This is a genomic window from Sphingomonas panacis (genome assembly GCF_001717955.1).
Taxonomy (GTDB): Bacteria; Pseudomonadota; Alphaproteobacteria; order Sphingomonadales; family Sphingomonadaceae; genus Sphingomonas; species Sphingomonas panacis.
Map to the genome: position 1 here is coordinate 2,613,159 of NZ_CP014168.1, position 24,580 is coordinate 2,637,738.

A 24,580-nucleotide genomic window follows, 5' to 3' on the forward strand; every position below is an offset into this window, starting at 1 on the left:
GAACTTCCAGCATCTGCTTTTGAGACAATGCGTCTGTAACCAGATTGCAGAATTCGGTCCGATCTCTGTTATTTCGCAGTCCCGTGCCGGCGAAGCCACATGTCCGCTTCTGGCCAGACCTGCCGTTCGACGAACCGCGGAGGGATGGCAGGAAAGTCCCAGGCCTCGTCGTTCCAGCCTTCGCGTCGGAGATGAACCAACGGCAGGTTTCACGTCCGACGATTGCGACTCTGAACGACGTGGATTGGGCCTTAACTGCCGCGGACCAGGTAGACGACGCTCACGTCCGAAACGCGCGCGTTCTGCTTGAACAGTCTTGATTTCGCGGCATAGCGGATGAGGAGGTGGTCCGCCGAAAGCCACTTCGTTTCGGCCCATGATCCGTCCCAACTGCCGATGCGGGCGGCACCATGATCGTCATCCGCGATGAAAATCTGTTCCCGGAACCGGAAGGGACGCCGCTGGCGCCCGATACCGAGATTTGCGCGGGAAAAGCCCGTGGTCGCTTCGCAATCGCGCCGGAACAGCACCGCGACGTGTTTGCCATCGGGCGAAAGGCTGCGCGAGGCCACGGTGTTCTCGCAGGCGTCGGGACACCCTGAGCACATCATCAACGCCGCGAGGAGTGCCGCCCGTATCGCTTCGGGGGGTGGCCCTGGCGCGGTGGCCGTCAACGGCGGGTTTGGGGTCGGCGGACGAGGCTGCAAACCCCGACGCGGCAAAGCCGCGTCGTCGGACGGGTTCGGCTGCGCCGACCCGCCGGCCGGGCGGGCGCCGTCTCGCGGATAGCTGCGCTATCCGCGTGCGGCTTCGCCTTACTTGCTTCGCTCGACCTGCTCGAATTCCAGTTCGACCGGGGTGGCGCGGCCGAAGATCGACACCGACACCTTGACGCGGCTGCGGTCGAAATCGAGTTCCTCGACCAGACCGTTGAAGCTCGCGAACGGGCCGTCGAGCACCTTGACCGAATCGCCGATCTCGAAATCGACCTTGACCTTCGCCTTGGGGGCGGCGGCGGCTTCTTCCTTCGAGTTGAGCATGCGCGCGGCCTCGGCCTCGCTGATCGGCTGGGGCTTGCCCATCGAGCCGAGGAAGCCGGTCACCTTGGGGGTGTTCTTGACGAGGTGGTACACGTCGTCGTTCATGTTGAGCTTGGCGAGCACATAGCCCGGCATGAACTTGCGCTCGACCGCGATCTTTTTGCCGCGCCGCGCCTCGGTGATCGTCTCGGTCGGCACTTCGATCTGCTCGACGAGCTGTTCGAGGCCCATGCGGGTCGCCTCGGCCATGATCGAATCGCGGACCTTGCCCTCGAAACCCGAATACGCGTGAATGATGTACCAGCGTGCCATGTATCGTCCCGTAATCAGTTCGCGAGGGTGAGCAGGTATTTCACGATCAGCTCGAAGATCGTGTCCACCCCGAAGAAAAACACCGCCAACAGCGTGGTCATGATCATCACCATGACGCCGGTCATGATCGTCTCGCGCCGGGTCGGCCAAACCACCTTGGCGGTTTCCGCGCGCACCTGCCGGTAGAATTCGATCGGGGTCGTCTTCGCCACTGTCTGTACTCGCTTTGGTTAGCGCCGGAACCGGGGACATGGGTCCGCCGCCCGGTCCCGCCAAGGGACCGACGACGAATGTTCCCGATTTCGGAATGGGGAAAGCGATACTGCCGGCGATCCGGAAAATCAAGCGCGGCGAGAAGGAGAGTGGCAGGGGAGCTCGGACTCGAACCGAGGGCCTTCGGTTTTGGAGACCGACGCTCTAACCAACTGAGCTACACCCCTGTGCGGACGCGGTCCTTAGCGCGCCGCCACGCGGCGGGCAAGCGCTGACGCGCCTGCCCGCGTAAAATCGCTTACGCGGCGAGATCGTAGGGCTTGATCTCGCCGTTGAGGTACAGGTTGCGCGCCTTGGCGCGGCTGAGCTTGCCCGAGGAGGTGCGCGGCAGCGTGCGCGGCGGGATCAGTTCGATCACGCAGTTCATGCCGGTGACGGAGCGGACGCGCTCGCGGATTTCGTCGCGCAACCGCACGCGCTCGGCGTCGTCCGAGCTGCGGCACTGGACGAGCACGGCGGGGGTTTCCTCGCCGCCGGGGGTGGTGATCGCGAAGGCGGCGATGTCACCGGCCTTGAAGCCGGGCAGTTGTTCGACTGCCCATTCGATATCCTGCGGCCAGTGGTTGCGGCCGTTGACGATGATCATGTCCTTGGCGCGGCCGACGATGTAGATGTAGCCGTCCGACAGATAGCCCATGTCGCCGGTGTCGAGCCAGCCATCGACCAGACAGGCGTCGGTCGCCTCTGCATCGCGGAAATAGCCGACCATCACCGATGGGCCGGAACACCATACCTTGCCGATCGCACGCTCGGGCAGGGGGGTGCCGTCTTCTTCGCGAATCTCGACCGCCATGTCGCGCACCGGCTTGCCGCAATTGACGATCGCGCGATAGCGTTGCGGCCGGTCCTGCCCGGCGGCGACGCCGGAGAGCTGAGTCTCCTCGACCAGTTCGACACGGATGCCTTCGCCCGGCGGCATGATCGACACCGCGAGCGTCGCTTCGGCGAGGCCGTAGCTCGGCAGGAACGCGCTCGCCTTGAAGCCGGCATCGGCGAAGGCGTCGACGAAGCTCTGCATCACATCGGGGCGGATCATGTCGGCGCCGTTGCCGGCGAGCCGCCAGCGCGACAGGTCGAACCGGTCGCCCGCGCGGGTCTGGCTGGAGATGCGGCGCGCGCAAATGTCATAGCCGAAGGTCGGCGAATAGCTGATCGTGGAGCCGGGATTGCGCGAGATCATGTCGAGCCACGCGAGCGGACGGCGCGCGAAATCCTCGGTCTTGAGGTAATCGCACGAGACCTGGTTGGCGATCGGCGAGAGGAAGCAGCCGACCAGACCCATGTCGTGATACCAGGGCAGCCACGAGATGCAGCGATCCTGCATCTCAAGCTGCATGCCGTGGGCGTGTGCGGCGAGATTGTTGAGCAGCGCGCGATGGGTGATGACGACGCCGTGCGGGAAGCGAGTCGAGCCGCTCGAATATTGCAGATAGGCGATGTCATCCGGCGCGGCCGGCGGGAGGGCCGCCTCGGGCGCGTCGCGCATCGCGAACTCGCTCCAGTCGATGCCGTCCACATTCACGAGCCGCGCGGCCTCGCCGGCCATTTGCGCCAGTTCGGGCGGATAGATCAGCATCTTGGGGTCACAGCTCGCGAGCTGGACGCGGAGCTGTTCGATATACGATTCGCGTCCGCCGAACGAGGTCGGCAGCGGCAGCGGCACCGGCCACGCGCCGGCATAGACCACGCCGAAGAACAGTGCCGCGAACTCGGGGCCGGTTTCAGCGACCAATGCGATACGGTCCCGCGGTGCGACGCCCGCCGCGATCAGACGTCGTGCCGTCGCCAGTGCATCGGCGCGCAGCTCGGCGAATGTATAGGGGAGTACCAGGTTGCCGCGCGCATCGTGGAAGTTGAGCCCGCGCGCACCGCTCGCCGCGTAGTCGAGCGCATCGCCCAGCGTGGCGAAATCGGCGAAGCGCCGCGTCAGCGCATCTTCGGTCGGGGTGGCGGCCGCCACCGGGGTTTCCAGCGCGTCGCCTGATCCCGCAATTTTCGTCGTCATTATCGTCTGCGCCCTTGGTTGCGGATTTAATCCATCTCCGCCGCGATTTAAGCGAGCACCCCTGCTTACGCCAAGCGTTCAAAATCGGGTTCGACTGTGGCACAATGATGGCGCAATGTCTCGTGCCACCCCCGAGGAGCGTCGTCGCAGCGCGCCGCCGCTCGATGCCGCGGCGCTGGAACGGCTTGCGCTACGCTATGTCGAGCGCTTCGCGACGACACGCGGACGGCTCTCGGCGTATCTCAACCGCAAGATTCGCGAGCGCGGATGGGAGGGCGAGCCGCCTGACCCGGCCGCGCTGGCCGAGCGTCTCGCCGAGCTCGGCTATATCGACGATCGTGCGTTCGGCGAAGCGAAGGCGGGGGCGATGCTGCGCCGCGGCCTTGGGCGGCGGCGCGTCGCGGGTGCGCTGCGGGCGGCCGGGATCGGCCCCGAGGATGCCGCTGCGATCGCGCCGAGCGTGGCGGCGGGGGCGCTCGCGGCGGCGCTCGCCTTCGCCCGGCGCCGGCGGATCGGACCGTTCGCGGCCGACATCGCCGACCGGGCGTTGCGCGAAAAGCAGATCACGGCGATGATCCGTGCTGGCCACGACATGGATATTGCGCGAAAAATCGTAAAAATGGTGCCGGGAGAAGGTCTGGAGGTGCTGGAGTGATCTTTTTTAACGCGCTCTTGCATGCTATTCTCATTCTCCGGGGGATTGTTAGTCATGCGTAACGAAATTGTGTGTGCTGCTGACGGCAGCGGCTGGACGGATACGGACCGAAGCGCCGGGGCGGGCGATCCGCCGGCGCGCGCCTATGCTGGCGTGGTGAAATGGTTCGACGTGACGCGCGGCTTCGGCTTCATGGTCGCGGACGATCCTTCCGTTGGGGATATCCTGATCCATTTTTCGGTGCTGCGCCTGCATGGTCGTCGCAGCGTGCCCGAGGGCGCGCGGATCGAGTGTCTGGCGGCGCCGCGCGAGCGCGGGTTGCAAGCCACCGAAATCCTGACGATCGACCTCACCAACGCGGTCGAGCCGCCGGTGCGGGTGCGCGCGAGCGGCGACCGCGTCGATCCCACCGCCCTGCTGGAATCGGCGGGTGCATTCGAGCCGGTGCAGGTGAAATGGTTCAACCGCCTCAAGGGCTATGGCTTCCTCATCCGTGCGAGCGACAATGCGGACGTGTTCGTCCACATGGAAACGCTGCGCCGCGCCGGGCTGGGCGAGGTCGAACCCGAGCAGATGCTCAGCGCCCGAATCGTCGATGGCGCCAAGGGGCCGCTGGCGGTGCTCGTTCAGATGGCTGGGTAAATACGGGTGAAACTGGCGTTGGTGATCGCCGGTTTGCTGGCGACGAGCCTATCGTTGGCAAGCTGCGCGCAGGGCGATCCCACCGCGAACGGCGCTGGCCCGGCAAAGATCGTCGTCACCATCTCGGGCGCGGGTGGCAAACACGCCTTCACCGTCGAGCAGGCGAAGACCGCGGCGGCGCAGGAACGAGGGCTGATGTACCGCACCGACATTCCGGCCGATGGCGGCATGCTCTTTTATCCGTATCCGCCCGAAGGTAGCGCGCCGCGCGCGGCAACATTCTGGATGAAGAACACGCCAAGCCCGCTCGACATTCTCTTCATCCGGCCGGACGGCACGATCGCGCGGATCGCCGAACAGTCGCCGCCGTTTTCGCAAGCGCCGATCCCCTCGGGCGAGCCGGTCGCGGCGGTGCTGGAGCTTCGCGGCGGGCGTGCGCTCGATCTCGACATCAGCGCCGGCGATACGGTGCGGTGGGACGGCGGGCCGGCTGGCGCGCCCAAGCGCTGAATCGCGGTTGATGGCGGCGGCGCCACAGGCTAAGCGGCGCATATGGGACTGAACCTCAATCCGTTTACGTGGTGGACCGGCGCCACCCTTGGCACCATCATCGGGCTGCGCGGCAAGGCGCGGGTCGGCGAGGATGCGCTTGGCAACGTCTATTACGAGGGTGGTAAGGATACTGCGGGCAATCCGCGCCGCTGGGTGATCTACAGCGGCTCGAACGACGCGAGCCTGGTCGCGCCCGAATGGTTCAGTTGGCTTCACCATCAGGTCGATGACGTTCCCGATCGCGCATTGCCAGCGCCGCGCGTCTGGCAGAAGCCGGCGGTCGCGAACATGACCGGCACCGCGCTCGCCTATCGTCCGCCCGGTGCACTCGAAAAGGGTGGCCACCGCGCTGCCGCGACGGGCGACTACGAAGCCTGGACGCCGGACGCGTGACCGTCCGGCTGCTGGGCGGGGTGGCGCTCGTCGCGCTGCTCGCCTGCGGCGGCTGCGACAAGGACCAGTCTTCGGAGTCGTCCAACACCGCCAAGACGGCGCCGCGCACCGCATTGGAAGAGGAAAGCGGCCCGTCCGACATCGTCACGGTCGATGTCGATCAGGGCAGCGATCCTTCCGCCGGTGCGACGCCGATGGCGCAGCGCGTCGCGGTGCTCGGCGTGCTCAACAAGCGCAACGGCGCGACGCGCGAGGTGACGCTCAAGCCCGGCCAGGCGGCGCGGGTCGGTGATGCGGTGATCCATCTGCGCGCGTGCGAACAGACCGCGCCGTGGGAACCCGACCATTATACCGGCGCTTTCGTCCAGCTCGACGTGAAGCAATATGACGCGAAATGGCACCGCGTCTTTTCAGGCTGGCTCTACAAGGAGCGTCCGTCGCTCAACGTCGTGCTCAACCCGATCTACGACGTCTGGCCCAAGAGCTGCGCGATGACTTTCCCGGCGGGCGGCCCCGATACGGTCGCGATCGGCAACGACTCCGGCGAGGCGCGGTCGAGCGCGAAGAAATCGGCGCCCGCCGAGGGCGACAGTGCGCCGGCGACGCCGACCGAGCCGTCCAACGCGGACGCCAGCAACGCGAGGTAAGCCGCGCGCGGCACTTCGAGCGCGCCGAGCGAGGCGAGGTGTTCGGTCATGAACTGGCAGTCGAGCAGCGTGAACCCGCCGAAGCGCAACCGTGCCACCAGCCATGCGATCGCCACCTTCGAGGCATCGCGTGCGCGGCTGACCATGCTTTCGCCGAAAAACGCGCGGCCGAGAGCGAGGCCATAGAGGCCGCCGACCAATGTCGGCCCGTCCCACACTTCGACCGAATGCGCGAAGCCCATCGCGTGGAGTTCGCAGAACACGCTCTCGATCTGGCCGTTGATCCAGGTGTCGGGCCGGTTGGCCACGCTTTGCGCGCACAAGCCGATCATCTGCGGGAAGGCGGTGTCGGCGGTGACTCGGTAGCGGTCGCTCGCGACCGTCTTCTTAAGCGAATGCGAGAGATGGAAACCGTCGAGCGGCAGGATCGCGCGCTGGCGTGGTTCGACCCAATAGACGCTATCGGCATCGCGCGAATCGGCCATCGGGAACACGCCGACCGAATAGGCGCCGAGCACGAGTTGCGGATCGAGTTGAAGCGTGCCGGCCGGCGCGTCGCTGCGCGGCGCTCTCATCCGGCGAGGCGGCGCTCGATCGCCTGCCAGAGCTGCGCGAAGGCCTGTCCGCTCGCGGATTTCCCCGCGAACGCACCGACGGGTTCGCGCCGCGTGGCCATCGATTCGATCACGCTCGCCATCGGGATCACCGGCCAGTCGGGATGCGCTTCGAGCGCGGCGGCATGGAGCTTGCGGCGGCGATCGACCATCGAATGTACCGGCAGCACGTTGGCCTTGGCGCCGAGGTGCCTGAGCACTTCGGCGAAGGCGCGTTCGGACAGCGGCGAGGGGATCACCGGCACAACGATCAGGTCGGCGGCGCGCATCACCTGATCGCTCGTCTCGGTCAGCCCAGGCGGGCAATCGAGCAGGATGCGATCATAGTGTTTTCGCAAGCCCGTCAGAAGCTTCTGCAGCCGCTTCTTGCGGTCGAGTTCGTGGAACAGCACGTCGAGTCCGCGCAGCGACGCGTCGGCGCCGATCAGGTCGAGGCGGGGAATGGCGGTCTTGCGGATCAGGTCGCTTGCATCGGCATCCTTGAGGAACACCGATTGCGCCGCTTCGCGAGCAGTTCCGGTTGCGAGCATGAAGGTGCTGGCGGCCTGTGCGTCGAGATCCCACAACAAGGTGCGCCGGGCCGAAAGCGTTGCCGAACACCACGCGAGATTTACGGTGAGCGTGGTTTTACCAACGCCACCCTTGAGACTGTAGATCGCGATGGTCGACACGAAGGCACCTCCTGACGCGAGACGCTATATCGTGGCGGTGCCGAACGCTAGGCGTCGGCACCGCACCACCCGCGAGTTTTTACGCCTTGCAGGCCTGGGCTGGCTTGCCGGGCAGGGTCAGCGTGATGCCGGTCTTGTCGCCGGTCAGTTCGTAACCGTCGGCCTTGTACGGATCTCCAGCCTTCTCGGCGGTCAGTTTGGTGAGGCTGCCTGCCTTCTCCGGCTTGATGAGCACCTGCTTGTCGCCCTGGAAGAAGTCGACGATGAAGACGCTCTGGTCCTTGCAGCGGAACGTCACTTCCGACGTCATCGACGGCGGCAGCTCTACCGGCTTGCGCTTGGCGAGCTCGGCGGCGTTCGGGTCGGGTGACGTCGAGGTGACTTCGGTCGGTTTGGTGTTGCAGGCTGCAAGCGACACGAGCGCAAGCGCGGCGGCGGGGAGGAGCAGTTTCTTCATGGTGCGGTTGCTTCGCCTATGCGAAACATCGCGTCAACTCTCTTGCTTGCGCAATAAAGTGTTTTTTCATTGCTACCGCTCAAGCCGTGGAATTTGTCGGATAAATCTTTCGAACGGGCGCAAAATCCATGCCCGGGCAGGTCCCGTTCATAATGCGGCGGCGCGGAATTTTCAGCGAATCAGACGTCCAGATACCGCGCCAGTTCCCGCCACGCGGGCCGTTTCGCATCGAGGCCGACCGTGTGCATTCCGCTGCTGGAGGGCAGGGGATGGATCGCGTATTGTGACGCCGCCGGCCCGAGCTGGCGCAGCCCGTGCTTGTACGAGGCGCCGCCATTGAAGCCGATCGCGCGCAGATCGGGCAAAGTTGCGACGAGCGCGGCGAGATCGTTGGCGCTGATATCGCGCAGCGCCGCATCGGTGCTGCCCGTCCGCTGCGCGCTCGCCACCACGTCCCACAACCCGACCCGGCTGGCGAGCAGCCGCGCCAGCCGCGCATCATAGTCGAGCGGCACGAGATCCTCGTCGACCACCCCTGACATCAGCCGCCAGAACTGGTTTTGCGGATTGGCATAATAACGCTGCGCCGCAAGCGACTGTTCCCCCGGCAGGCTGCCGAGCACCAGCACGCGCACGCGGGGATCGACCACGGGCGGAAAAGACTGTTTGAACGCCAGCTCAGGCCGCCGCGACGAGATCGGTACGGGCGAAATCGTCGCCCTTGAACAGCAAGGGCTCGCCGGTCGCCTTGGCGAGGGCATAGGCGAAACAATCGCCGAAGTTGAGCCGCGCGGGGTGGCCGGTGCCGATGCCGTAAGTTCGGTACGCGGCCTCGCCGATCTGTGCTTGCTCGACTGTGACGGGTTCGATCGTGAGTTCTGTTTCGGCGTTGAAGATCGCCAATGCGACGGCAAGAGCGGGATCTTTACGACGTGTCAGTACCGCCGAAAGCTCGATCCAGTTTCCAGCCGAGATACGCCTGACCGGCGCCGCCGCCATCCGGGTCGCGAACATATCACCATCGGGTTCATCAAGAATCACCGCCATGATAGCCGAGCTATCGACAATCATTTGGGCAAACCGTCCTCGTAAATCTCGTCCATGATCTCTTTCGAGGTCTTCCCCTTCCAATCCTCGGGAAGATGCTTTCGCACCTCGGCGGCAGCCGCTTTGATTCGACGTACTTTCTCCTGGACCATCGCGTCCTGCTCACGCGCCTCACGCTCCAGGGCTGCGCGGATCACGGCAGTCACGGTCGTGCCGCGCGCCTCGGCGAGTCCGCGCGCCAGTCGAACCGCTTCGGCGTCCTTGATGTTGAACTGTTCGCCCACGCTATACCTCCGCAGGCGGACCTTATACCACAAGCAGAGATTGGTGCCAGCGAGGCAAGCATGGATTGCGGGCGGCGGCGTCGTCGCTATTTGAGGGGCATGCACACCGCCCCCAGCACGCTCGCCCTGATCGGCAACACGCCACTCGTCCTGTTGAAAGGGCCGAGCGAGGCCGCCGGCGCGGAGATTTATGGCAAATGCGAGTTCGCCAATCCCGGCGCCTCGGTGAAGGACCGCGCGGCGCTCGGCATCGTCGAGGATGCCGAGGCGCGTGGCGTGATCCAGCCCGGCGGCACGTTCGTCGAGGGCACGGCGGGCAATACCGGCATCGGCGTGGCGCTGGTCGCCAATGCCAAGGGCTACAAGACGATCATCGTGATGCCCGAGACGCAGAGCCGCGAGAAGATGGACACGTTGCGCGCGCTGGGTGCCGAACTCGTGCTGGTGCCGGCCGCGCCCTATTCGAACCCCGGGCATTTCGTACACACCTCGCGCCGGATCGCCGAGGAAACGCCCAACGCGGTATGGGCCAACCAGTTCGACAATATCGCCAACCGCCGCGCGCACATCACCGGCACCGCCGAGGAGATCTGGGCGCAGATGGAGGGGCGGATCGACGGCTTCACCTGCGCGGCTGGCACCGGCGGCACGATCGCCGGCGTCGGCATGGGGCTGAAGGCCAAGGACGAAAACGTGTGCATCGCGCTCAGCGATCCGCACGGCGCCGCGCTTTACGAATATTACGCGCATGGCGAACTTCGCTCGGAAGGGTCGTCGGTCGCCGAGGGGATCGGGCAGGGGCGCATCACCGGCAATCTCGAAGGCGCGCCGATCGACACGCAGTTCCGCATTTCGGACGAGGAGGGACTCGCATGGGTCAGCCGGCTGTTGTCGGAGGAAGGGCTGTGTCTCGGCCTGTCGTCGGGCATCAACGTCGCCGGCGCGGTGCGGCTGGCGCGGCAGCTTGGGCCGGGCAGCCGCGTCGTGACGATCTTGTGCGACACCGGGTTCAGGTACCTGTCATCGCTCTACAATAAGGACTGGCTGGAGGCGAAAGGCCTGCCGGTTTTCCCTTGGCTTGCGACGAGCTGAGGCAGGGCATCGACAATAGGATTTTTTTGCGTTACATTTCTGCCACAGTATGAAGATCATCGTACCAGATCCGGGCCATGCGAGCCACCGCGCCAAGGTCGGCATGATCGGCCTCGCGGCTGTGCTGCTGCTGATCGGCCTCGCCGCTGCGGTCTTCGCGACGGCGACCAAGGAGCGGCCGGTGCTGCTCGCCGCCAACGCGCGGACACACACGATGCAGCGCACGGCGGACAACGCCGCCATGCCGAGCGACAAGGCCACCAACGAACCGCTCGCCGAGCTTGGTGTCGCGCCGAGTTCATCGGCGGCCGACAATGCGTCGGACGCAGCTCGCGCCCAGTGACTGCCCTGTGACCGGGCAGTGATCGCGCACCCTCTGCCCGGCTCGGGGAAAAGCCGGGAAATCACGCCAGAACTCGCCTCCGCGCCGGGAATTTCCGGGCGCGTTCGGCCGTGTATGCGAACATCACGAGAACGTACGGAAATGCCGCTAAATAATTCCCCGGATAATCGAAGCGGATAGCGCTGATCCCGCCAAATCCCCGGATTTCCCCTTGTATCCCCGAACGGCCCTATGATACCTCCGTCTCCGACAGGGGCAGCTTTATCTCGCCTGCGCGATTCTCACCGGAGCGGCTGAAAAGAGCCGTTTTTCGGGCCGGGATCGGCGTGCCTGTCACTTTGTGGAGCGTGGCAAGTGGGGGACCGGCAGGAGTATCAGGGAAAGGGACTTGGCCTTGTCGATGACAAGGGCCGCGTCGCTATTCCCAGCGCACTCCGCACCACGCTCGCCAAGAACGCGCCGCGCGACGACGGCAAGGATGGCGGTACCGTCATCATCGCTCCGCACCCGACCTATCGCTGCCTGATCGCCTACGATCCTGGCTTCATCGAAACGCTCAAGCGCGAGTGCGAGGTGCGCGACGAAGCGCATGTCGCGGCAACCGGCACGTCGGACTACAACATCCTCGCCCGCGCCGGTGCGGCTGAAACGCTGCCGTTCGACGGTAGCGGCCGCTTCATCATGCCCGCGTTCGAGCGCCGCTATGCGCGCATCGAGGAGGTCGCCTTCTTCCACGGCACGTTCAAGTGGATCACGATCTGGTCGCCGCGCGTGATGATCGAGACCGACGGGATCGACCCGTTCCTGAAAGAAGCGGTCGAGTTCCAGTGCGCCGAGAAGGGGATCGTGCTGTGAGTGATGCTCCGCACATCCCCGTGCTGCTCGACGAGGTGCTCGAAGGGCTCGCGGTGCAACCCGGTTCGGCGCAGGTCGATGCGACCTTCGGCGCGGGCGGTTACACGCGCGCGATCCTCGCCGCCGGCGGGCGGGTGTTCGCGTTCGATCGCGATCCCGATGCGATCGCCGACGGTCAGGCGCTGGTCGCCGAGTCGGGCGGCGCGCTGACGCTGATCGCGGCGACCTTCTCCGCGCTGGAAGCCGAGCTTGCCGCGCGCGACGCGCTCCCGGTCGATGGTGTCGTGATGGACATCGGCGTCAGCTCGATGATGCTCGACCGGCCCGAGCGCGGCTTCAGCTTCCAGCAGGATGGCCCGCTCGACATGCGGATGAGCCAGGAAGGCGAGAGCGCCGCCGATTTCCTCAATACCGCCGACGAGACCCTGATCGCCAACGTGCTGTACGAATATGGCGAGGAACCGCGCTCGCGGCGGGTCGCGCGCGCGATCGTCGCGGCGCGGCCGCTTACGCGCACCACCGAACTCGCGAACGTGGTCAGGAAAGCGCTGGGGTATAAGCCGCACGACAAGAAAGACCCGTCGACGCGGACCTTCCAGGCGATCCGCATTCACATCAACCGCGAACTGGGTGAACTCGCCGATGGTCTCGCGGCGGCGGAGCGCGCGCTCGGGCCGGGCGGCCGGCTCGCGGTGGTGACGTTCCACAGCCTCGAGGACCGGCTGGTGAAGCGCTTCTTCCGTGAGCGCAGCGGCGGGCTGCCGGGCGGGTCGCGCCACCTGCCGCAAGTCGCGGCGAAGGCGGAACCGAGTTTCGAGAATGTCGCGCGTGCGGTGCGCGCGGGTGAGGCCGAGCTTGCGCGCAACCCGCGCGCACGATCGGCGACGTTACGGGTCGCGCAGCGGACGGCGGCTGCGGCTTGGGTGAATGAGGGAGCGTTGTAATGCTTGGGCTTGCGTGGAAGACCCTTGGCTGGTTTCTGGCTGGTGTCGCGGTGGCGCTTGGCTTTCTGCTGGTGCCGCTTCAGGTCGCGGCGGAGCGCAAGAAGCTCGACCGCACCGTCGCCGACATCGTCCAGGCGCGCCGCGACATCCGTGCGCTCGAAACCGAGTTCGAGACTCGCGCCAACCTCGCCCAGCTCGACCAGTGGAACAACGACACGTTGCGGCTGGTCGCTCCCGGCGCGGGCCAGTTCGTCGCCGACGAGGCGGCGCTCGCCGCGATCGACGTGCGCCAGCCAGGTACGGCGGACATCCAGACCGCGTCGTTCGTGCCCGCGCCGCCGGTAACGGACTCGCCCGCCGCCGCCACGCCCGCGCAGGTCGAGACCGCCGCCGTCGCCCCGGTTCGCACGCCGGCGCCGGTGGCTACACCGGCGAAGCCCACACCCGTCGCCGCGGTCGCCGCCGTCAAGCCGACCACCGCGAAGCGCGCCAAGGCGCAGGCGGTGGCGATGCTCGACCGCAAGCTGCTGAGCGATTCGACCGTTGGCGATCTGCTGTCGTCCGCGCGGGCGGAATCGCGCCGGGCGCGATGAGCACTTTCCTTGCCCGCCCCCTGCCGCAGCGCCGGTCGAGCGGTCAGCGCCACGCGCTGATCGCGACCGCGCATGTCCGGCTGATGATCCTGATGCTGTTCCTCGGCGCGGGGTTTCTGGTGGTGATCGGCAAGATCGCCCTGCTCGGCCTGTTCGGGTCGGCGGCGGATGCGCGCGGTGTCGCGGTCAATCCGGTGGTGCGCAGCGACATCCTCGACCGCAACGGCGAGCCGCTTGCGCGAACGATCGACGCCTGGACGGTCGGCGTGCGCCCGCACGAGGTGCTCGGCGACAAGCGCGCGCTCGCCGAGGCTTTGGTCAAGATCATGCCGGGGCATGACGCGGACTGGTATTACGCCAAGCTCGGGATGAAGGCGAACTTCACCTATCTGGACCGGCATGCATCGCCGGCTCTGGTCAATTCGATCCACGATCTCGGCGAGCCTGGCATCGTCTTCGCGCAGGAGCCCGAGCGGCTCTACCCGCAATCGACTCTCGCGGCGCACGCGCTCGGCTATATCGGGCCGAGCGGGGACGATCCCAACATCGCCGGCCGCGCCGGCATCGAACGCGCCTTCGACGAACGGCTGAGCAGCCCGGCCGAGCGCGGCGTGCCGGTGTCGCTGTCGCTCGACGCGCGCGTGCAGGCGGCGATGGAGAGCGAACTCGGCCGCGCCATGGTGACGTTCAGCGCCAGGAACGCGACCGGTATCGTGCTCGACGTGCATACCGGCGAGGTGATCGCGATGGCGTCGCTGCCGGTGTACAACCCCAACAAGATCGGCGGCACCCCCAGCGACGCGCTGCGCAACAATGTGACGCAGAGCGTGTACGAACTCGGCTCCACCTTCAAGCCGATCACGATGGCGACCGCGATCCAGAGCGGCACCGTTACGTCGATGGCGCGCCGGTTCGATGCGACCGCGCCGCTCAAGGTCGGTGGCTTCACCATCCACGACGAGCGCGGCGATCCGAAGCGCTGGCTCAACATCCCCGAGACGCTGATCTATTCGTCCAACGTCGCCACCGCGCGGATCGCGGACGAAATCGGCGCGGCGCGGATGCAGGCGATGTTCCGCCAGCTCGGCTTCGATTCGAAGCCCGAGATCGAGGTGCGCGAAAAGGCGCATCCGCTGTGGCCGCGCTATTGGGCGCGGACCACGACGATGACGACCGCCTACGGTCACGGCATCGCGATCACGCCGTTGCAACTCGCCAGCGCCTATGCCGCGCTGGTCAACGGGGGCGTGTGGCGGCCATCGACTCTGCTCAAGGTCGCGCCGGGCCACGCACCGGCCGGGCGGCGCGTGCTGTCGGAACAGACCAGCGCGCGGATGCGGCAGCTCCTCCGGCTCGTCTGCCTGTACGGTACCGGGCGCAAGGGCGACGCGCCGGGCTACCGCGTCGGCGGCAAGACCGGCACCGCCGAGGCTGCATCGAACGGCGGTTACGATCACTCGCGCAACGTCGCGACCTTCGTCGCCGCCTTCCCGATGGACGCGCCGCGCTATGTTGTGCTGGCGATGCTCGATTCGCCGCTCGGCACCAAGGAGACGTTCGGCTGGAAGACGGCGGCGTGGAACGCGGCGCCGGTGGTGGGGCGCGTGATCGCGCGGACCGGCGCGATGCTCGGCGTGATGCCGGACGCGCGGCGCGAGGTCGATCTCGCCGATCTCCGTCCGATGCTGACCCTCGTCGCGGGCGCCCAGGCGCCGACCGGTGCGGAGGAACAATGAAGCTATCGGCATTGATTCCCGGCGCGCCCGACGTGCCGGTGACGGGCTTCGCGATCGACCATCGCAAGGTCGCGCCCGGCACGGTGTTCGGCGCCTTCCCCGGCGCCCGCTTCAACGGCGAGGATTATATCGCAGCGGCAATCGCGAGCGGCGCGGTCGCCGTCGTCGCGCGCCCGGTGGCGAAGGTCGAGGGGGCGGTGCATGTCGCCGATGCCGAGCCACGCCGCCGATTCGCCCAGCTCGCCGCGCGCTATTTCGCGCCGTTCCCGCCGACCGCGGTGGCGGTGACGGGCACCAACGGCAAGACCTCGACCGTCGAGATGGTGCGCCAGCTCTGGCGGATGGCGGGCTTCCACGCCGCGTCGATCGGGACGCTCGGCGTGACCACCGCCGACGAGCGCGTGTCGACCGGCCTCACCACGCCCGACATCGTCACCTTCCTGTCCAACGTCGCCGGCCTGGCGCGCGAAGGTGTGACGCACCTCGCGTTCGAGGCGTCGAGCCACGGCCTCGACCAATATCGCACCGAAGGCGTGCCCTTGACGGCGGCGGCGTTCACCAACCTCAGCCGCGATCACCTCGATTACCACGGCACGATGGAGGCGTATCTTGCCGCCAAGCTGCGGCTGTTCGGCGAGGTGCTGACCCCCGGCGCGACAGCGGTGCTGTGGGCTGACGATGCGGCATCCGCCGAGGTCGCGCGCGTCGCGCAGGCGCTCGGAATCGCGGTCGTCTCGGTCGGCGTGCAGGGCGAAACGCTGCGCCTCGTCTCGCGCGAACCGACCTTGCTCGGCCAGACGCTGACCGTCGCGCATGATGGCAAGACCCACCGTGTCACGCTGCCGCTGATCGGCGCCTACCAGGCGGCGAACGCGCTGGTCTCGGCCGGGCTGGTGATCGCCACCGGCGGCGACGCGACGGCGACGCTCGCCGCGCTCGCCCGGCTCCAGCCGGTGCGCGGGCGGCTCGAACGCGCGGTGATCGCGCGGAGCGGCGCGCCGGTCTATGTCGATTACGCGCACACCCCCGACGCGCTCGACGCCGCCATCGCCGCGCTGCGCCCGCATGTCGGCGGGCGGCTGATCGTCGTGTTCGGCGCAGGGGGCGATCGTGATACCGGCAAGCGGATCGACATGGGCCGCGTCGCCGCCGCCAAGGCCGACCATGTTATCGTCACCGACGACAATCCGCGCAGTGAAGACCCCGCCGCGATCCGGGCGATGGTGCTGGCCGGCGCGCCCGATGCGGTCGAGATCCGGTCGCGGCGGGAGGCGATCGGCGCCGCGATCGCCGGGGCGGGGCCGCAGGATATCGTGCTGATCGCGGGCAAGGGCCATGAGCAGGGCCAGATCGTCGGCGATCTCGTGCTGCCGTTCGACGATGTCAGCGTGGCGCGCGAGATGGCGGGATGATGGCCCGACACGCAACAAAATCCCCCTCCCGCGCCCGGGAGGGGTTAGGGGAGGGTATGTCGAAATGCGCTCCGCCCGGACAGGCCCTCCCCCGACCCCTCCCACAGTTGGGAGGGGATAAGTGACCCTCTGGACTTCCGCCGAGATCGCCACCGCGACCGGTGGCACCGCGTCCACCGACTTCACCGTCTCCGGTGTCGCGTTCGATTCGCGCGAAGTCGGCCCCGGCGACCTGTTCATCGCGCTGAAGGGTGAGGCTACCGACGGCCATCGCTTCCTCGACCAGTGCTTCGCGCAAGGCGCAGCCGGCGCGATCGTCAGCGCCGACACCGCGCACCCGCACGTTCGCGTCGCCGATACGACCGCAGCGCTGGAAGCGCTCGCCCGCGCGTCGCGTGCGCGCACGCACGCGAAGATCATCGGCGTCACCGGCTCGGTCGGCAAGACCGGCACCAAGGAAGCGCTGTTCGCCGCGCTCGATCGTGGCGCGCGGGGCCAAGCGCATCGCTCTGTCAAAAGCTACAACAACCATACCGGCGTGCCGCTGAGCCTCGCGCGGATGCCCGCGCAGAGCCGTTTCGGCGTGTTCGAAATGGGCATGAACCATTCTGGCGAACTCGCCGCGCTCACCCGCATCGTGCGCCCGCATATCGCCTTGGTGACGGCGATTGCGCCCGCGCACACCGCCTTCTTCTCGGGAGAGGCCGCGATCGCCGACGCCAAGGGCGAGATCTTCCAGGGCCTCGAACCCGGCGGCACCGCGATCATCCCGTTCGACAGCCCGCACCGCGACCGGCTGATCGCCGCCGCCGCGCCTTACGCCGCGCACATCGTCACCTTCGGCTCGGGCGTGGGCGCCGATGTCCGCGCGATCGAGACGATGCCGGTCGCCTCGGGCGGCACGTTCGTCACCGCGCGGCTCGGGGAGAGCGAACTCAATTACACGATCAGCCAGCCCGGCGCGCATTGGGTGTCGAACACGCTCGCGGTGCTGGCGGCGGTGCGCGCGGCGGGCGGCGACCTCGCGCTCGCCGGTCTCGCGCTTGCCGAGATGGAGGGGCTGACGGGTCGCGGCGCGCGCTTCACCGTTCCGGTCGGTGCGGGCGAAGCGCTGGTGATCGACGAAAGCTACAACGCCAATCCCTCGTCGATGCGCGCCACGCTGGCGGTGCTGGCGCAGCAGGACGCAACCCGCAAACTCGTCGTGCTCGGCGAGATGCGCGAGTTGGGCGCGGATAGCGACGCCTATCACGCTGCGCTTGCCGGGCCGATCCGCGCGGCGGGCGTCGAGACGGGCATATTGGTCGGTGAATCCATGCGCGCGCTTTCGAACGCGCTTGAGGGGCAGGGCGATTTCGTCCATGTGCCCGACGCCGCAGCCGCGCAGCGGAGCCTCCGGGCGCTGCTCGCGCCGGGCGATGCGGTTCTCATCAAGGGTTCGAACGGCGTGGGGTTGTCGGCGGTGGTCGCGGCCTTGCGGAGCGGGATTGGGTAAATGTTCTATTTCATCGCCGAGCTGTTCCACTTCCACGGCGGTTGGAACCTGTTTCGCTACCTCAGCTTCCGTACCGGCGCGGCGGTGGCGACCGCGCTGTTCCTCGGGCTGCTGATCGGTCCGCGCTTCATCGGCTGGCTACGCATTCGACAGGGCAAGGGGCAGCCAATCCGGCTCGACGGCCCGCAATCGCATTTCGCCAAGCGCGGTACGCCGACGATGGGCGGGCTGATGATCCTCACCAGCCTCGTCGTGTCGGTGCTGCTGTGGATGGACCTGTCGAACCCGTTCGTCTGGGCCTGCACCTTCGTGACTTTGGGCTTCGGGGCGATCGGCTTCCTCGACGATTACGACAAGGTCCGCAAGGCGAGCACGGCGGGCGTCTCGGGCCGCGTGCGGCTGCTCGGCGAATTCGCCATCGCGATCGCGGCGAGCGCGATGATCGTCCATCAGAACGGCACGCATCTGTATCTGCCGTTCGTCACCGGAATCTCGATCGATCTCGGCTATTTCTACATCCTGTTCGCGGCGTTCACGATCGTCGCGTTCGGCAATGCGGTGAATTTGACCGACGGGCTCGACGGGCTCGCGACCATGCCGGTCATCATCGCGGCGGTGGCGTTCATGCTGATCGCGTATCTCGCCGGCAACGCCAAGTTCGCAACGTATCTCGGCATCCCGCATGTGTTCGGCGCGGGCGAACTGGCGATCTTCTGCGGCGGGATCGTCGGCGCGGGGCTGGCGTTCCTGTGGTTCAACGCGCCCCCGGCGGCGGTGTTCATGGGCGATACGGGCAGTCTCGCGCTCGGCGGCGCGCTTGGCGCGATCGCGGTGACGGCGCATCACGAAATCGTGCTCGGCATCATCGGTGGGCTGTTCGTGGTCGAGGCGATGTCGGTCATCATCCAGGTGTTCTGGTACAAGCGCACCGGCAAGCGCGTGTTCCGCATGGCGCCGATCCACCACCATTTCGAGCAGCTCGGCTGGGCCGAATCGACCGTCGTCGTGCGTTTCTGGATCGTCGCGCTGGTGCTGGCGCTGGCCGGCCTTTCGACGCTGAAATTGCGGTGAAGGCGATGCGGATCGCAGCGCCATCACCGCATCCCCGCGCAGGGGGGGATCCAGAGCCACAAGCGGCAACGCCCGTGGCTCTGGCCTCCCGCTTTCGCGGGAGCACGGAAACATGATCGCAAGCCCCGCCTGGCGCGGCAAACGCTTCGCGGTGCTGGGGCTGGCAAGGTCCGGCGCAGCGACTGTGCGCGCGCTGCTGGCGGGCGGGGCTGAGGTTGTGGCGTGGGATTCGGATGCGGCGAAGCGGGATGCGCTTTCTCCCCTCAGGGGAGAGGGGCAGTCCAGCAGCGCAACGCTTCCTACTGCCCTTCTCCCGACCTCGCTGCGCTCGGCCACCCTCTCCCCGCAAGGGGGGAGAGGGAGTCTGTCATTCGCCGATCCCGAAGCCATCGATCTCACCGGCTTCGACGGCCTGATCGTCTCTCCCGGCGTCCCGCTCAACCGTCACCCGGTCGCCGCCAAAGCGCGCGCGGCAGGCATTCCCATCATCGGCGACATTGAGCTGTTCGCGCAGGCCCGCGCAACGCTCCCGGCGCACAAGGTCGTCGGCATCACCGGCACAAACGGCAAGTCCACCACCACCGCGCTGATCCACCATATCCTGCAAATCGCCGGCGTGCCGAGCCTGATGGGTGGCAACATCGGCCTCCCCATTCTCGCACAGGAACCGCTGCCGGAAGGTGGCGTGTACGTGCTCGAACTGTCGAGTTATCAGATCGATCTGACCTGCAGCCTCGACTGCGATGTCGCGGTGCTGCTCAACATCACCCCTGACCATCTCGACCGCTATGACGGCTTCGAAGGCTATGCCGCCTCGAAGGCGCGGCTGTTCGCGATGCAGGCGCCCGGCCACGCGGCGGTGATCGGCATCGACGACGCCGCCTCGGCGGCAATCGCGCGCAGCCTCGCACCCGACATCCTCACCAAGATCGAGCCCGGCGAGATGGACCAGTCGCGCTGGCCGTCGCTGCAAGGTCCGCACAACGCCCAGAACGCACTCGCCGCAATCGCGACGTGCGAGGCGCTGGGCATTTCGGACGAGGCGATCGAAGCCGGGCTGGCCAGCTTCACCGGCCTCCCCCACCGCATGGAGCGGATCGCCACCCGCGATGGCGTCGCCTTCGTCAACGACAGCAAGGCCACCAACCCCGAAAGCACCGCGCCGGCGCTCGCCGCGTTCGATCGCATCCACTGGATCGTCGGCGGCAAGGCCAAGGGCGCCGATCTCGACGCCTGCCGCCCGCATTTCGGCCATGTCGCGCGCGCTTATACGATCGGCGAGGCCGGACCCGCGTTCGCGGCACTCCTGCGCGACACCATGCCGGTGGAGGAGGTGGGCACGCTCGCCGCCGCCGTCGCAAGCGCCGCCGCCAACGCCAGGCCCGGCGATACCGTGCTGCTCTCCCCCGCTTGCGCATCGTTCGACCAGTTCCGCGATTTCGAACAGCGCGGCGACGCCTTCCGCGCCGCTGTCGAGGCGCTCAGGTGAGCGAGAAGAAGACCTCCTTGTGGAAGCGCATGCAGGGCAGCGGCGGCCGGTCGGACCGGTCGTGGCTCGGCATGTGGTTCTGGGACATCGACCGCGTGCTGCTGCTGCTCGTGCTGCTGCTGATCGGCGTCGGTGTGATCGCGGTCGGCTCCGCCTCGCCCTCGGCAGCACAGCGCTATTCGGACGAGAAGCACCATATCGCGCCGCTCTATTATCTGTGGTGGCAGCTCGCCTGGGTGAGTGTGTCGATCCCGGTGATGCTGCTGATCTCGATGCTGCCGGTCGCGGTGGCGCGGCGGCTCGCTTTGTTTGGCGCGGTCGCCTTCCTGATCGCGCTGGCGGCGGTGCCGTTCATCGGCGTGTCGAAGAACGGCGCGACGCGCTGGCTCAATCTCGGCGTATCGCTGCTCCAGCCCTCCGAGTTCCTCAAGCCGTTCTTCATCGTCACGGTCGCGTGGGTCTTGTCGATGCGCGCGCAGGATGATGCGCTGCCGGTGGTGTTCATCACCGGCGCCTTCACCGCGCTGGTTGGCGTGCTGCTGATGCTCCAGCCCGATTTCGGCCAGACGATCGTGTTCATCTCGGTATGGTTCGCGCTGCTGATGATCTCGGGCACCTCGACCAAGGTGATCCTCGGACTGATCGCGCTCGCGCCAGCAGGCCTCGTTTCGGCCTATTTTTTCTATGCGACCGCGCAGAAGCGCATCAACGCCTTCCTCTTCCCCGATGCCGAAGGGGAGGGCGCGCAGGACCATTTCCAGACCAACGCCGCGCACGCGACGATCACCCACGGCGGCTGGCGCGGCACCGGCCCGGCTGGCGGCACGATGAAGTTCCGGCTGCCCGAGGGGCATACCGACTATATCTTCTCGGTGATCGGCGAGGAATTCGGGTTGATCGCGTGCATGATCATCGCTTTGCTGTTCTTCGCGATCGTGGTGCGCGTGTTCGTCAAACTGCTCGATGAACTCGACGAATTCCGCCTGTTCGCCGCCGCTGGCCTCGCCACGCAGTTCGGCGTGCAGGCGCTGATCTCGATGGCGGTCAACACCGGCCTGGCCCCGTCAAAGGGCATGACCTTGCCGTTCATCAGCTATGGCGGATCGTCGCTCGTCGCACTGTCGGCGGGAATGGGCTTGCTGCTGGCGTTCACCCGGCGCAATCCGTTCGTGTTACGATCCCCGTATATCGCCAAATGGAGCGGCGCATGAGCAAACCCCGTCACTTCGTCCTCGCCGCCGGCGGGACGGGCGGCCACATGGTCCCGGCAGCGGCGCTCGCCGCCGAGCTGATCCGGCGCGGCCATTATGTCGCGTTGGTCAGCGACGAGCGCGGCGTGCGCTTCCCCGATCTGTTCGAGGGCATCCAGACCCATATCCTGCCGGCTGGCCGGCTCGGCGGTGGCCCGCTCGGCTATTACCGCGCCGCGCGTGAGATGTGGCGCGGTCGTGCGATGGCGATCGAATTGTACAAGACCTTCCGTCCGGCGGCGGTGATCGGCTTCGGCGGCTATCCCGCGCTGCCCGCGCTGCTGGCCGCGTTCAACCAGAAGATCCCGACCGCGATCCACGAGCAGAATGCAGTGCTCGGCCGAGTCAACCGGCTGGTCGCGGGCAAGGTCGACGCGATCGCCACCTCCTACGCCAAGGTCGAGCGGCTGAAGGAAAGCCTCAACGACAAGACGCATTTGGTCGGCAATCCGGTGCGCGATTCGGTCATCGCGATCCGCGCCAAGCCCTATCCTTTGCTTGAGGAAGACGGCATCTTCCGCGTGCTGGTGACCGGCGGCAGTCAGGGCGCGAGCGTGCTGAGCAAGGTCGTGCCCGAGGGGCTGGCGATGCTCCCGGTCGCGTTCCGCCGTCGCTTGCAGGTGACTCATCAGGCGCGCGTCGAGGATATCGAGGCGTGCCGTGCCAAATATAAGGAACTCGACATCGCTGCCGATCTCGCCACCTATTTGCCCGATCTGCCTGAGCATCTCGCGTGGTCCCATCTGGTGATCGCGCGCGCGGGCGCCTCGACGCTGTCGGAACTGACCTGCGCCGGCCGCCCCGCCATCCTCGTGCCGTTGCCGAGCGCGACCGACGACCACCAGACCGTCAATGCGCGCGAGATGACGCTGGCCGGCGGCGCACGCACGATCGACCAGCGCGCGTTCACGCCAGTCGAACTCGCCAAGCAGATGCAGCGGCTCGGGCTCGATCCAGCCGCGCTCCAGAACGCCGCCGTGCGCGCACGCGGCTGCGGCCGGCCCGACGCCGCGCGCGACCTCGCCGATCTGGTCGAGAGCCTCGGCGAGACCAACGGCGACCTGCCGATCGGCGTGCCGCTCCCCGCACAATTCCGGGAAAAGGCGGCGTTTGCATGAGGGGCGTCGCAACCGACATCGGTACGATCCATTTCGTCGGCATCGGCGGAATCGGCATGTCGGGCATCGCCGAGGTGATGAAGAACCTCGGCTATAACGTGCAGGGTTCGGACGTGGCGGAAAGCTACGTGGTCGAAGGGCTGCGCGCCAAGGGCATCCCCGTCGCGATCGGCCACAAGGCCGAGAATCTCGGCGATGCGGCGGTGATCGTCACCTCGACCGCGATCAAACGCGGCAACCCGGAAGTCGAGGCGGCGCTCGCCAACCGCGTGCCGGTGGTGCGCCGCGCCGAGATGCTCGCCGAACTAATGCGCCTGAAATCGACAGTCGCGGTCGCCGGCACGCACGGCAAGACCACCACCACATCGATGGTCGCGGCGTTGCTCGATGCTGGCGGGGTCGATCCGACCGTCATCAACGGGGGCATCATCAACAGCTACGGCTCGAACGCGCGGCTTGGTGCGAGCGACTGGATGGTGGTCGAGGCCGACGAGAGCGACGGCAGCTTCCTGCGCCTTGACGGCACGATCGCGGTGGTCACCAACATCGATCCCGAGCATCTCGATCACTATGGCTCGTTCGACCGCGTCAAGGACGCGTTCGTCGAGTTCGTCGAGAACGTGCCGTTCTACGGCGCGGCTTTGCTGTGCCTCGATCACCCCGAGGTGCAAGGCATCCTGCCGCGCGTGCGCGACCGGCGCATCGTCACCTATGGCTTCTCGACTCAGGCCGACGTGCGCGGCGTCAACGTCGTGCCGATCCCCGGCGGCAACCGCTTCGAGACGATCGTGCGCCAGCGCGACGGCACCACCCGCTCGATCGAGGGGATCGAATTGCCGATGCCCGGCCGTCACAACGTCCAGAACGCGCTCGCCGCGATCGGCGTGGCGCTGGAACTGGGCATCGACGATGCGACGATCCAGCAGGGCTTCGCCAAGTTCCACGGCGTCAAACGGCGCTTCACCAAGGTCGGCGAGACCGGCGGCGTGACCGTTATCGACGATTACGGCCACCACCCGGTCGAGATCCGCGCGGTGCTGGCGGCGGCGCGCGAGGGCGTCGAGAAACGAGTCATCGCGGTGGTGCAGCCGCATCGCTATTCGCGGCTCGGCAACCTGATGGAAGAGTTCCAGGGCGCGTTCAACGACGCCGACATGGTGTATGTGACGCCGGTCTATGCGGCGGGCGAAGCGCCGGTCGAGGGCGTCGATGCCGATGCTTTGGTCGAGGGACTCAAACGCCGCGGCCACCGCTCCGCCGCGACGATCGCCGATGCCGACGCGCTCGCGACGACCCTCGCCGGCGTGGTGCAGCCGGGCGACATGGTGGTGTGCCTCGGCGCTGGTGACATCACCAAATGGGCGGCGGGTCTCGCGCCGGCGATCGAGGTGGCGCGCGCATGAGCGACGCCTTCGCCGACGCGATCAAGCTCCAGCGGCAGATGCTCGATGCGCAGAAGGCGTCGATCGCGGACGCGCGCGCGAAGATGGAACTGGCTGGCCGCGACATCGCCGAGGCGAACCTCGAAGCGATGAAGGCGTGGGCGCGGCTGTGGAACGTGTGGCTGTGATGTGGCAAGCGGCCTTGTTC

28 protein-coding genes, 1 tRNA gene and 1 pseudogene are annotated in these 24,580 nt (G+C 67.1%); 19 read left to right on the forward strand and 11 right to left on the reverse strand.

Annotated elements, in window-relative coordinates:
* Window positions 1-251 precede the first annotated feature (251 nt).
* The 5 genes from J0A91_RS11895 to J0A91_RS11915 form a co-directional block, all read right to left on the reverse strand.
* The gene (locus tag J0A91_RS11895; protein WP_069205089.1) at window positions 252-572 is read right to left on the reverse strand and encodes a hypothetical protein; all 321 of its coding nucleotides are present in this window, start codon (window positions 570-572) and stop codon (window positions 252-254) included.
* Between the two features lie 243 nt (window positions 573-815).
* Complete coding sequence (gene nusG, locus J0A91_RS11900; RefSeq protein ID WP_069205090.1) at window positions 816-1,352, reverse strand: transcription termination/antitermination protein NusG; 537 nt, start codon at window positions 1,350-1,352, stop codon at window positions 816-818.
* 14 nt (window positions 1,353-1,366) lie between these two features.
* Window positions 1,367-1,564, reverse strand: coding sequence for a preprotein translocase subunit SecE (gene secE / locus J0A91_RS11905; RefSeq protein WP_069205091.1), 198 nt, complete (start codon window positions 1,562-1,564; stop codon window positions 1,367-1,369).
* Window positions 1,565-1,715: 151 nt separating this feature from the next.
* A tRNA-Trp gene (locus tag J0A91_RS11910) sits at window positions 1,716-1,792 on the reverse strand.
* Window positions 1,793-1,863: 71 nt separating this feature from the next.
* On the reverse strand, window positions 1,864-3,630 hold the full coding sequence (locus J0A91_RS11915) for a fatty acyl-AMP ligase (RefSeq protein WP_069205092.1): 1,767 nt from the start codon (window positions 3,628-3,630) through the stop codon (window positions 1,864-1,866).
* Between the two features lie 115 nt (window positions 3,631-3,745).
* On the opposite strand from J0A91_RS11915, the gene J0A91_RS11920 reads away from it, so the two are divergent.
* The 5 genes and pseudogenes from J0A91_RS11920 to J0A91_RS25130 all read left to right on the forward strand — a co-directional run.
* Window positions 3,746-4,285: a RecX family transcriptional regulator gene (locus J0A91_RS11920; RefSeq protein ID WP_069205093.1), complete on the forward strand. Its 540-nt coding sequence runs from the start codon at window positions 3,746-3,748 to the stop codon at window positions 4,283-4,285.
* A 54-nt stretch (window positions 4,286-4,339) separates the two neighbouring features.
* On the forward strand, window positions 4,340-4,927 hold the full coding sequence (locus J0A91_RS11925) for a cold-shock protein (RefSeq protein WP_069205094.1): 588 nt from the start codon (window positions 4,340-4,342) through the stop codon (window positions 4,925-4,927).
* A complete protein-coding gene (locus J0A91_RS11930) occupies window positions 4,928-5,437 on the forward strand; it encodes a DUF192 domain-containing protein (protein WP_420852831.1) in 510 nt (169 codons plus the stop codon).
* 42 nt (window positions 5,438-5,479) lie between these two features.
* A complete protein-coding gene (locus J0A91_RS11935; RefSeq protein WP_069205096.1) occupies window positions 5,480-5,872 on the forward strand; it encodes an NADH:ubiquinone oxidoreductase subunit NDUFA12 in 393 nt (130 codons plus the stop codon).
* A 194-nt stretch (window positions 5,873-6,066) separates the two neighbouring features.
* Window positions 6,067-6,300: pseudogene (locus J0A91_RS25130) on the forward strand (DUF2155 domain-containing protein); the annotation flags it as partial.
* A gap of 35 nt (window positions 6,301-6,335) precedes the next feature.
* On the opposite strand, the gene aat reads toward J0A91_RS25130, so the two are convergent.
* From aat to J0A91_RS11970, 6 genes are all read right to left on the reverse strand, one after another.
* Window positions 6,336-7,094 carry a leucyl/phenylalanyl-tRNA--protein transferase gene (gene aat, locus J0A91_RS11945; protein ID WP_069205097.1) on the reverse strand — a complete coding sequence of 253 codons (759 nt, stop codon included), beginning with the start codon at window positions 7,092-7,094 and terminating at the stop codon, window positions 6,336-6,338.
* Entirely contained in the window at window positions 7,091-7,804 is a 714-nt protein-coding gene (locus J0A91_RS11950; RefSeq protein ID WP_069205098.1) for a ParA family protein, read from the reverse strand. Before J0A91_RS11950 ends, aat begins: the two co-directional genes overlap by 4 nt.
* A 79-nt stretch (window positions 7,805-7,883) precedes the next feature.
* The gene (locus tag J0A91_RS11955) at window positions 7,884-8,261 is read right to left on the reverse strand and encodes a hypothetical protein (protein WP_069205099.1); all 378 of its coding nucleotides are present in this window, start codon (window positions 8,259-8,261) and stop codon (window positions 7,884-7,886) included.
* A gap of 179 nt (window positions 8,262-8,440) precedes the next feature.
* The gene (locus tag J0A91_RS11960; protein WP_240501985.1) at window positions 8,441-8,911 is read right to left on the reverse strand and encodes a DNA-deoxyinosine glycosylase; all 471 of its coding nucleotides are present in this window, start codon (window positions 8,909-8,911) and stop codon (window positions 8,441-8,443) included.
* Window positions 8,912-8,939: 28 nt separating this feature from the next.
* Window positions 8,940-9,308, reverse strand: coding sequence for a type II toxin-antitoxin system VapC family toxin (locus J0A91_RS11965; RefSeq protein WP_240501986.1), 369 nt, complete (start codon window positions 9,306-9,308; stop codon window positions 8,940-8,942).
* A 20-nt stretch (window positions 9,309-9,328) separates the two neighbouring features.
* Window positions 9,329-9,592, reverse strand: coding sequence for a type II toxin-antitoxin system VapB family antitoxin (locus J0A91_RS11970; protein WP_169833134.1), 264 nt, complete (start codon window positions 9,590-9,592; stop codon window positions 9,329-9,331).
* 99 nt (window positions 9,593-9,691) lie between these two features.
* Between J0A91_RS11970 and J0A91_RS11975 the strand changes: the two genes are divergently transcribed.
* The 14 genes from J0A91_RS11975 to J0A91_RS12040 all read left to right on the forward strand — a co-directional run bounded on the left by J0A91_RS11975 (window position 9,692) and on the right by J0A91_RS12040 (window position 24,560).
* Window positions 9,692-10,684 (forward strand): cysteine synthase A, encoded by a 993-nt coding sequence (locus J0A91_RS11975; RefSeq protein ID WP_069205102.1) that lies wholly within the window; start codon window positions 9,692-9,694, stop codon window positions 10,682-10,684.
* Between the two features lie 49 nt (window positions 10,685-10,733).
* Complete coding sequence (locus J0A91_RS11980) at window positions 10,734-11,027, forward strand: hypothetical protein (RefSeq protein ID WP_069205103.1); 294 nt, start codon at window positions 10,734-10,736, stop codon at window positions 11,025-11,027.
* A 354-nt stretch (window positions 11,028-11,381) separates the two neighbouring features.
* Window positions 11,382-11,882: a division/cell wall cluster transcriptional repressor MraZ gene (locus tag J0A91_RS11985; protein WP_069205104.1), complete on the forward strand. Its 501-nt coding sequence runs from the start codon at window positions 11,382-11,384 to the stop codon at window positions 11,880-11,882.
* The gene (gene rsmH / locus J0A91_RS11990) at window positions 11,879-12,826 is read left to right on the forward strand and encodes a 16S rRNA (cytosine(1402)-N(4))-methyltransferase RsmH (RefSeq protein WP_069205105.1); all 948 of its coding nucleotides are present in this window, start codon (window positions 11,879-11,881) and stop codon (window positions 12,824-12,826) included. Before J0A91_RS11985 ends, rsmH begins: the two co-directional genes overlap by 4 nt.
* On the forward strand, window positions 12,826-13,419 hold the full coding sequence (locus J0A91_RS11995; RefSeq protein WP_069205106.1) for a hypothetical protein: 594 nt from the start codon (window positions 12,826-12,828) through the stop codon (window positions 13,417-13,419). Before rsmH ends, J0A91_RS11995 begins: the two co-directional genes overlap by 1 nt.
* Complete coding sequence (locus tag J0A91_RS12000; RefSeq protein ID WP_069205107.1) at window positions 13,416-15,155, forward strand: peptidoglycan D,D-transpeptidase FtsI family protein; 1,740 nt, start codon at window positions 13,416-13,418, stop codon at window positions 15,153-15,155. The genes J0A91_RS11995 and J0A91_RS12000 overlap by 4 nt, the downstream gene beginning before the upstream one ends.
* Window positions 15,152-16,567, forward strand: a complete 1,416-nt coding sequence (locus J0A91_RS12005; protein ID WP_069205108.1) for a UDP-N-acetylmuramoyl-L-alanyl-D-glutamate--2,6-diaminopimelate ligase — start codon at window positions 15,152-15,154, stop codon at window positions 16,565-16,567. Before J0A91_RS12000 ends, J0A91_RS12005 begins: the two co-directional genes overlap by 4 nt.
* 121 nt (window positions 16,568-16,688) lie before the next feature.
* Window positions 16,689-18,062: a UDP-N-acetylmuramoyl-tripeptide--D-alanyl-D-alanine ligase gene (locus J0A91_RS12010; protein ID WP_069205109.1), complete on the forward strand. Its 1,374-nt coding sequence runs from the start codon at window positions 16,689-16,691 to the stop codon at window positions 18,060-18,062.
* Window positions 18,063-19,133, forward strand: coding sequence for a phospho-N-acetylmuramoyl-pentapeptide-transferase (gene mraY / locus J0A91_RS12015; protein ID WP_069205110.1), 1,071 nt, complete (start codon window positions 18,063-18,065; stop codon window positions 19,131-19,133).
* A gap of 112 nt (window positions 19,134-19,245) precedes the next feature.
* Complete coding sequence (murD, locus tag J0A91_RS12020; RefSeq protein ID WP_240501987.1) at window positions 19,246-20,622, forward strand: UDP-N-acetylmuramoyl-L-alanine--D-glutamate ligase; 1,377 nt, start codon at window positions 19,246-19,248, stop codon at window positions 20,620-20,622.
* Between the two features lie 29 nt (window positions 20,623-20,651).
* A complete protein-coding gene (locus J0A91_RS12025; RefSeq protein WP_069207264.1) occupies window positions 20,652-21,833 on the forward strand; it encodes an FtsW/RodA/SpoVE family cell cycle protein in 1,182 nt (393 codons plus the stop codon).
* Window positions 21,830-22,990 (forward strand): undecaprenyldiphospho-muramoylpentapeptide beta-N-acetylglucosaminyltransferase, encoded by a 1,161-nt coding sequence (murG, locus tag J0A91_RS12030; protein ID WP_069207262.1) that lies wholly within the window; start codon window positions 21,830-21,832, stop codon window positions 22,988-22,990. The genes J0A91_RS12025 and murG overlap by 4 nt, the downstream gene beginning before the upstream one ends.
* Window positions 22,987-24,393 (forward strand): UDP-N-acetylmuramate--L-alanine ligase, encoded by a 1,407-nt coding sequence (murC, locus tag J0A91_RS12035; protein ID WP_069205111.1) that lies wholly within the window; start codon window positions 22,987-22,989, stop codon window positions 24,391-24,393. The genes murG and murC overlap by 4 nt, the downstream gene beginning before the upstream one ends.
* Window positions 24,390-24,560, forward strand: coding sequence for a hypothetical protein (locus tag J0A91_RS12040; protein ID WP_169833135.1), 171 nt, complete (start codon window positions 24,390-24,392; stop codon window positions 24,558-24,560). The genes murC and J0A91_RS12040 overlap by 4 nt, the downstream gene beginning before the upstream one ends.
* Window positions 24,561-24,580: the final 20 nt, after the last annotated feature.

Excerpts from the sequence above, each read along its gene's own strand:
- nusG (WP_069205090.1), bottom strand. The coding sequence starts at position 1,352 with ATGGCACGCTGGTACATCATTCACGCGTATTCGGGTTTCGAGGGCAAG.
- J0A91_RS11915 (WP_069205092.1), bottom strand. The coding sequence starts at position 3,630 with ATGACGACGAAAATTGCGGGATCAGGCGACGCGCTGGAAACCCCGGTG.
- J0A91_RS11920 (WP_069205093.1), top strand. The coding sequence starts at position 3,746 with ATGTCTCGTGCCACCCCCGAGGAGCGTCGTCGCAGCGCGCCGCCGCTC.
- J0A91_RS11925 (WP_069205094.1), top strand. The coding sequence starts at position 4,340 with ATGCGTAACGAAATTGTGTGTGCTGCTGACGGCAGCGGCTGGACGGAT.
- J0A91_RS11935 (WP_069205096.1), top strand. The coding sequence starts at position 5,480 with ATGGGACTGAACCTCAATCCGTTTACGTGGTGGACCGGCGCCACCCTT.
- aat (WP_069205097.1), bottom strand. The coding sequence starts at position 7,094 with ATGAGAGCGCCGCGCAGCGACGCGCCGGCCGGCACGCTTCAACTCGAT.
- J0A91_RS11955 (WP_069205099.1), bottom strand. The coding sequence starts at position 8,261 with ATGAAGAAACTGCTCCTCCCCGCCGCCGCGCTTGCGCTCGTGTCGCTT.
- J0A91_RS11965 (WP_240501986.1), bottom strand. The coding sequence starts at position 9,308 with ATGGCGGTGATTCTTGATGAACCCGATGGTGATATGTTCGCGACCCGG.
- J0A91_RS11975 (WP_069205102.1), top strand. The coding sequence starts at position 9,692 with ATGCACACCGCCCCCAGCACGCTCGCCCTGATCGGCAACACGCCACTC.
- J0A91_RS11980 (WP_069205103.1), top strand. The coding sequence starts at position 10,734 with ATGAAGATCATCGTACCAGATCCGGGCCATGCGAGCCACCGCGCCAAG.
- J0A91_RS11995 (WP_069205106.1), top strand. The coding sequence starts at position 12,826 with ATGCTTGGGCTTGCGTGGAAGACCCTTGGCTGGTTTCTGGCTGGTGTC.
- J0A91_RS12000 (WP_069205107.1), top strand. The coding sequence starts at position 13,416 with ATGAGCACTTTCCTTGCCCGCCCCCTGCCGCAGCGCCGGTCGAGCGGT.
- J0A91_RS12005 (WP_069205108.1), top strand. The coding sequence starts at position 15,152 with ATGAAGCTATCGGCATTGATTCCCGGCGCGCCCGACGTGCCGGTGACG.
- mraY (WP_069205110.1), top strand. The coding sequence starts at position 18,063 with ATGTTCTATTTCATCGCCGAGCTGTTCCACTTCCACGGCGGTTGGAAC.
- murD (WP_240501987.1), top strand. The coding sequence starts at position 19,246 with ATGATCGCAAGCCCCGCCTGGCGCGGCAAACGCTTCGCGGTGCTGGGG.
- J0A91_RS12025 (WP_069207264.1), top strand. The coding sequence starts at position 20,652 with ATGCAGGGCAGCGGCGGCCGGTCGGACCGGTCGTGGCTCGGCATGTGG.
- murG (WP_069207262.1), top strand. The coding sequence starts at position 21,830 with ATGAGCAAACCCCGTCACTTCGTCCTCGCCGCCGGCGGGACGGGCGGC.
- murC (WP_069205111.1), top strand. The coding sequence starts at position 22,987 with ATGAGGGGCGTCGCAACCGACATCGGTACGATCCATTTCGTCGGCATC.
- J0A91_RS12040 (WP_169833135.1), top strand. The coding sequence starts at position 24,390 with ATGAGCGACGCCTTCGCCGACGCGATCAAGCTCCAGCGGCAGATGCTC.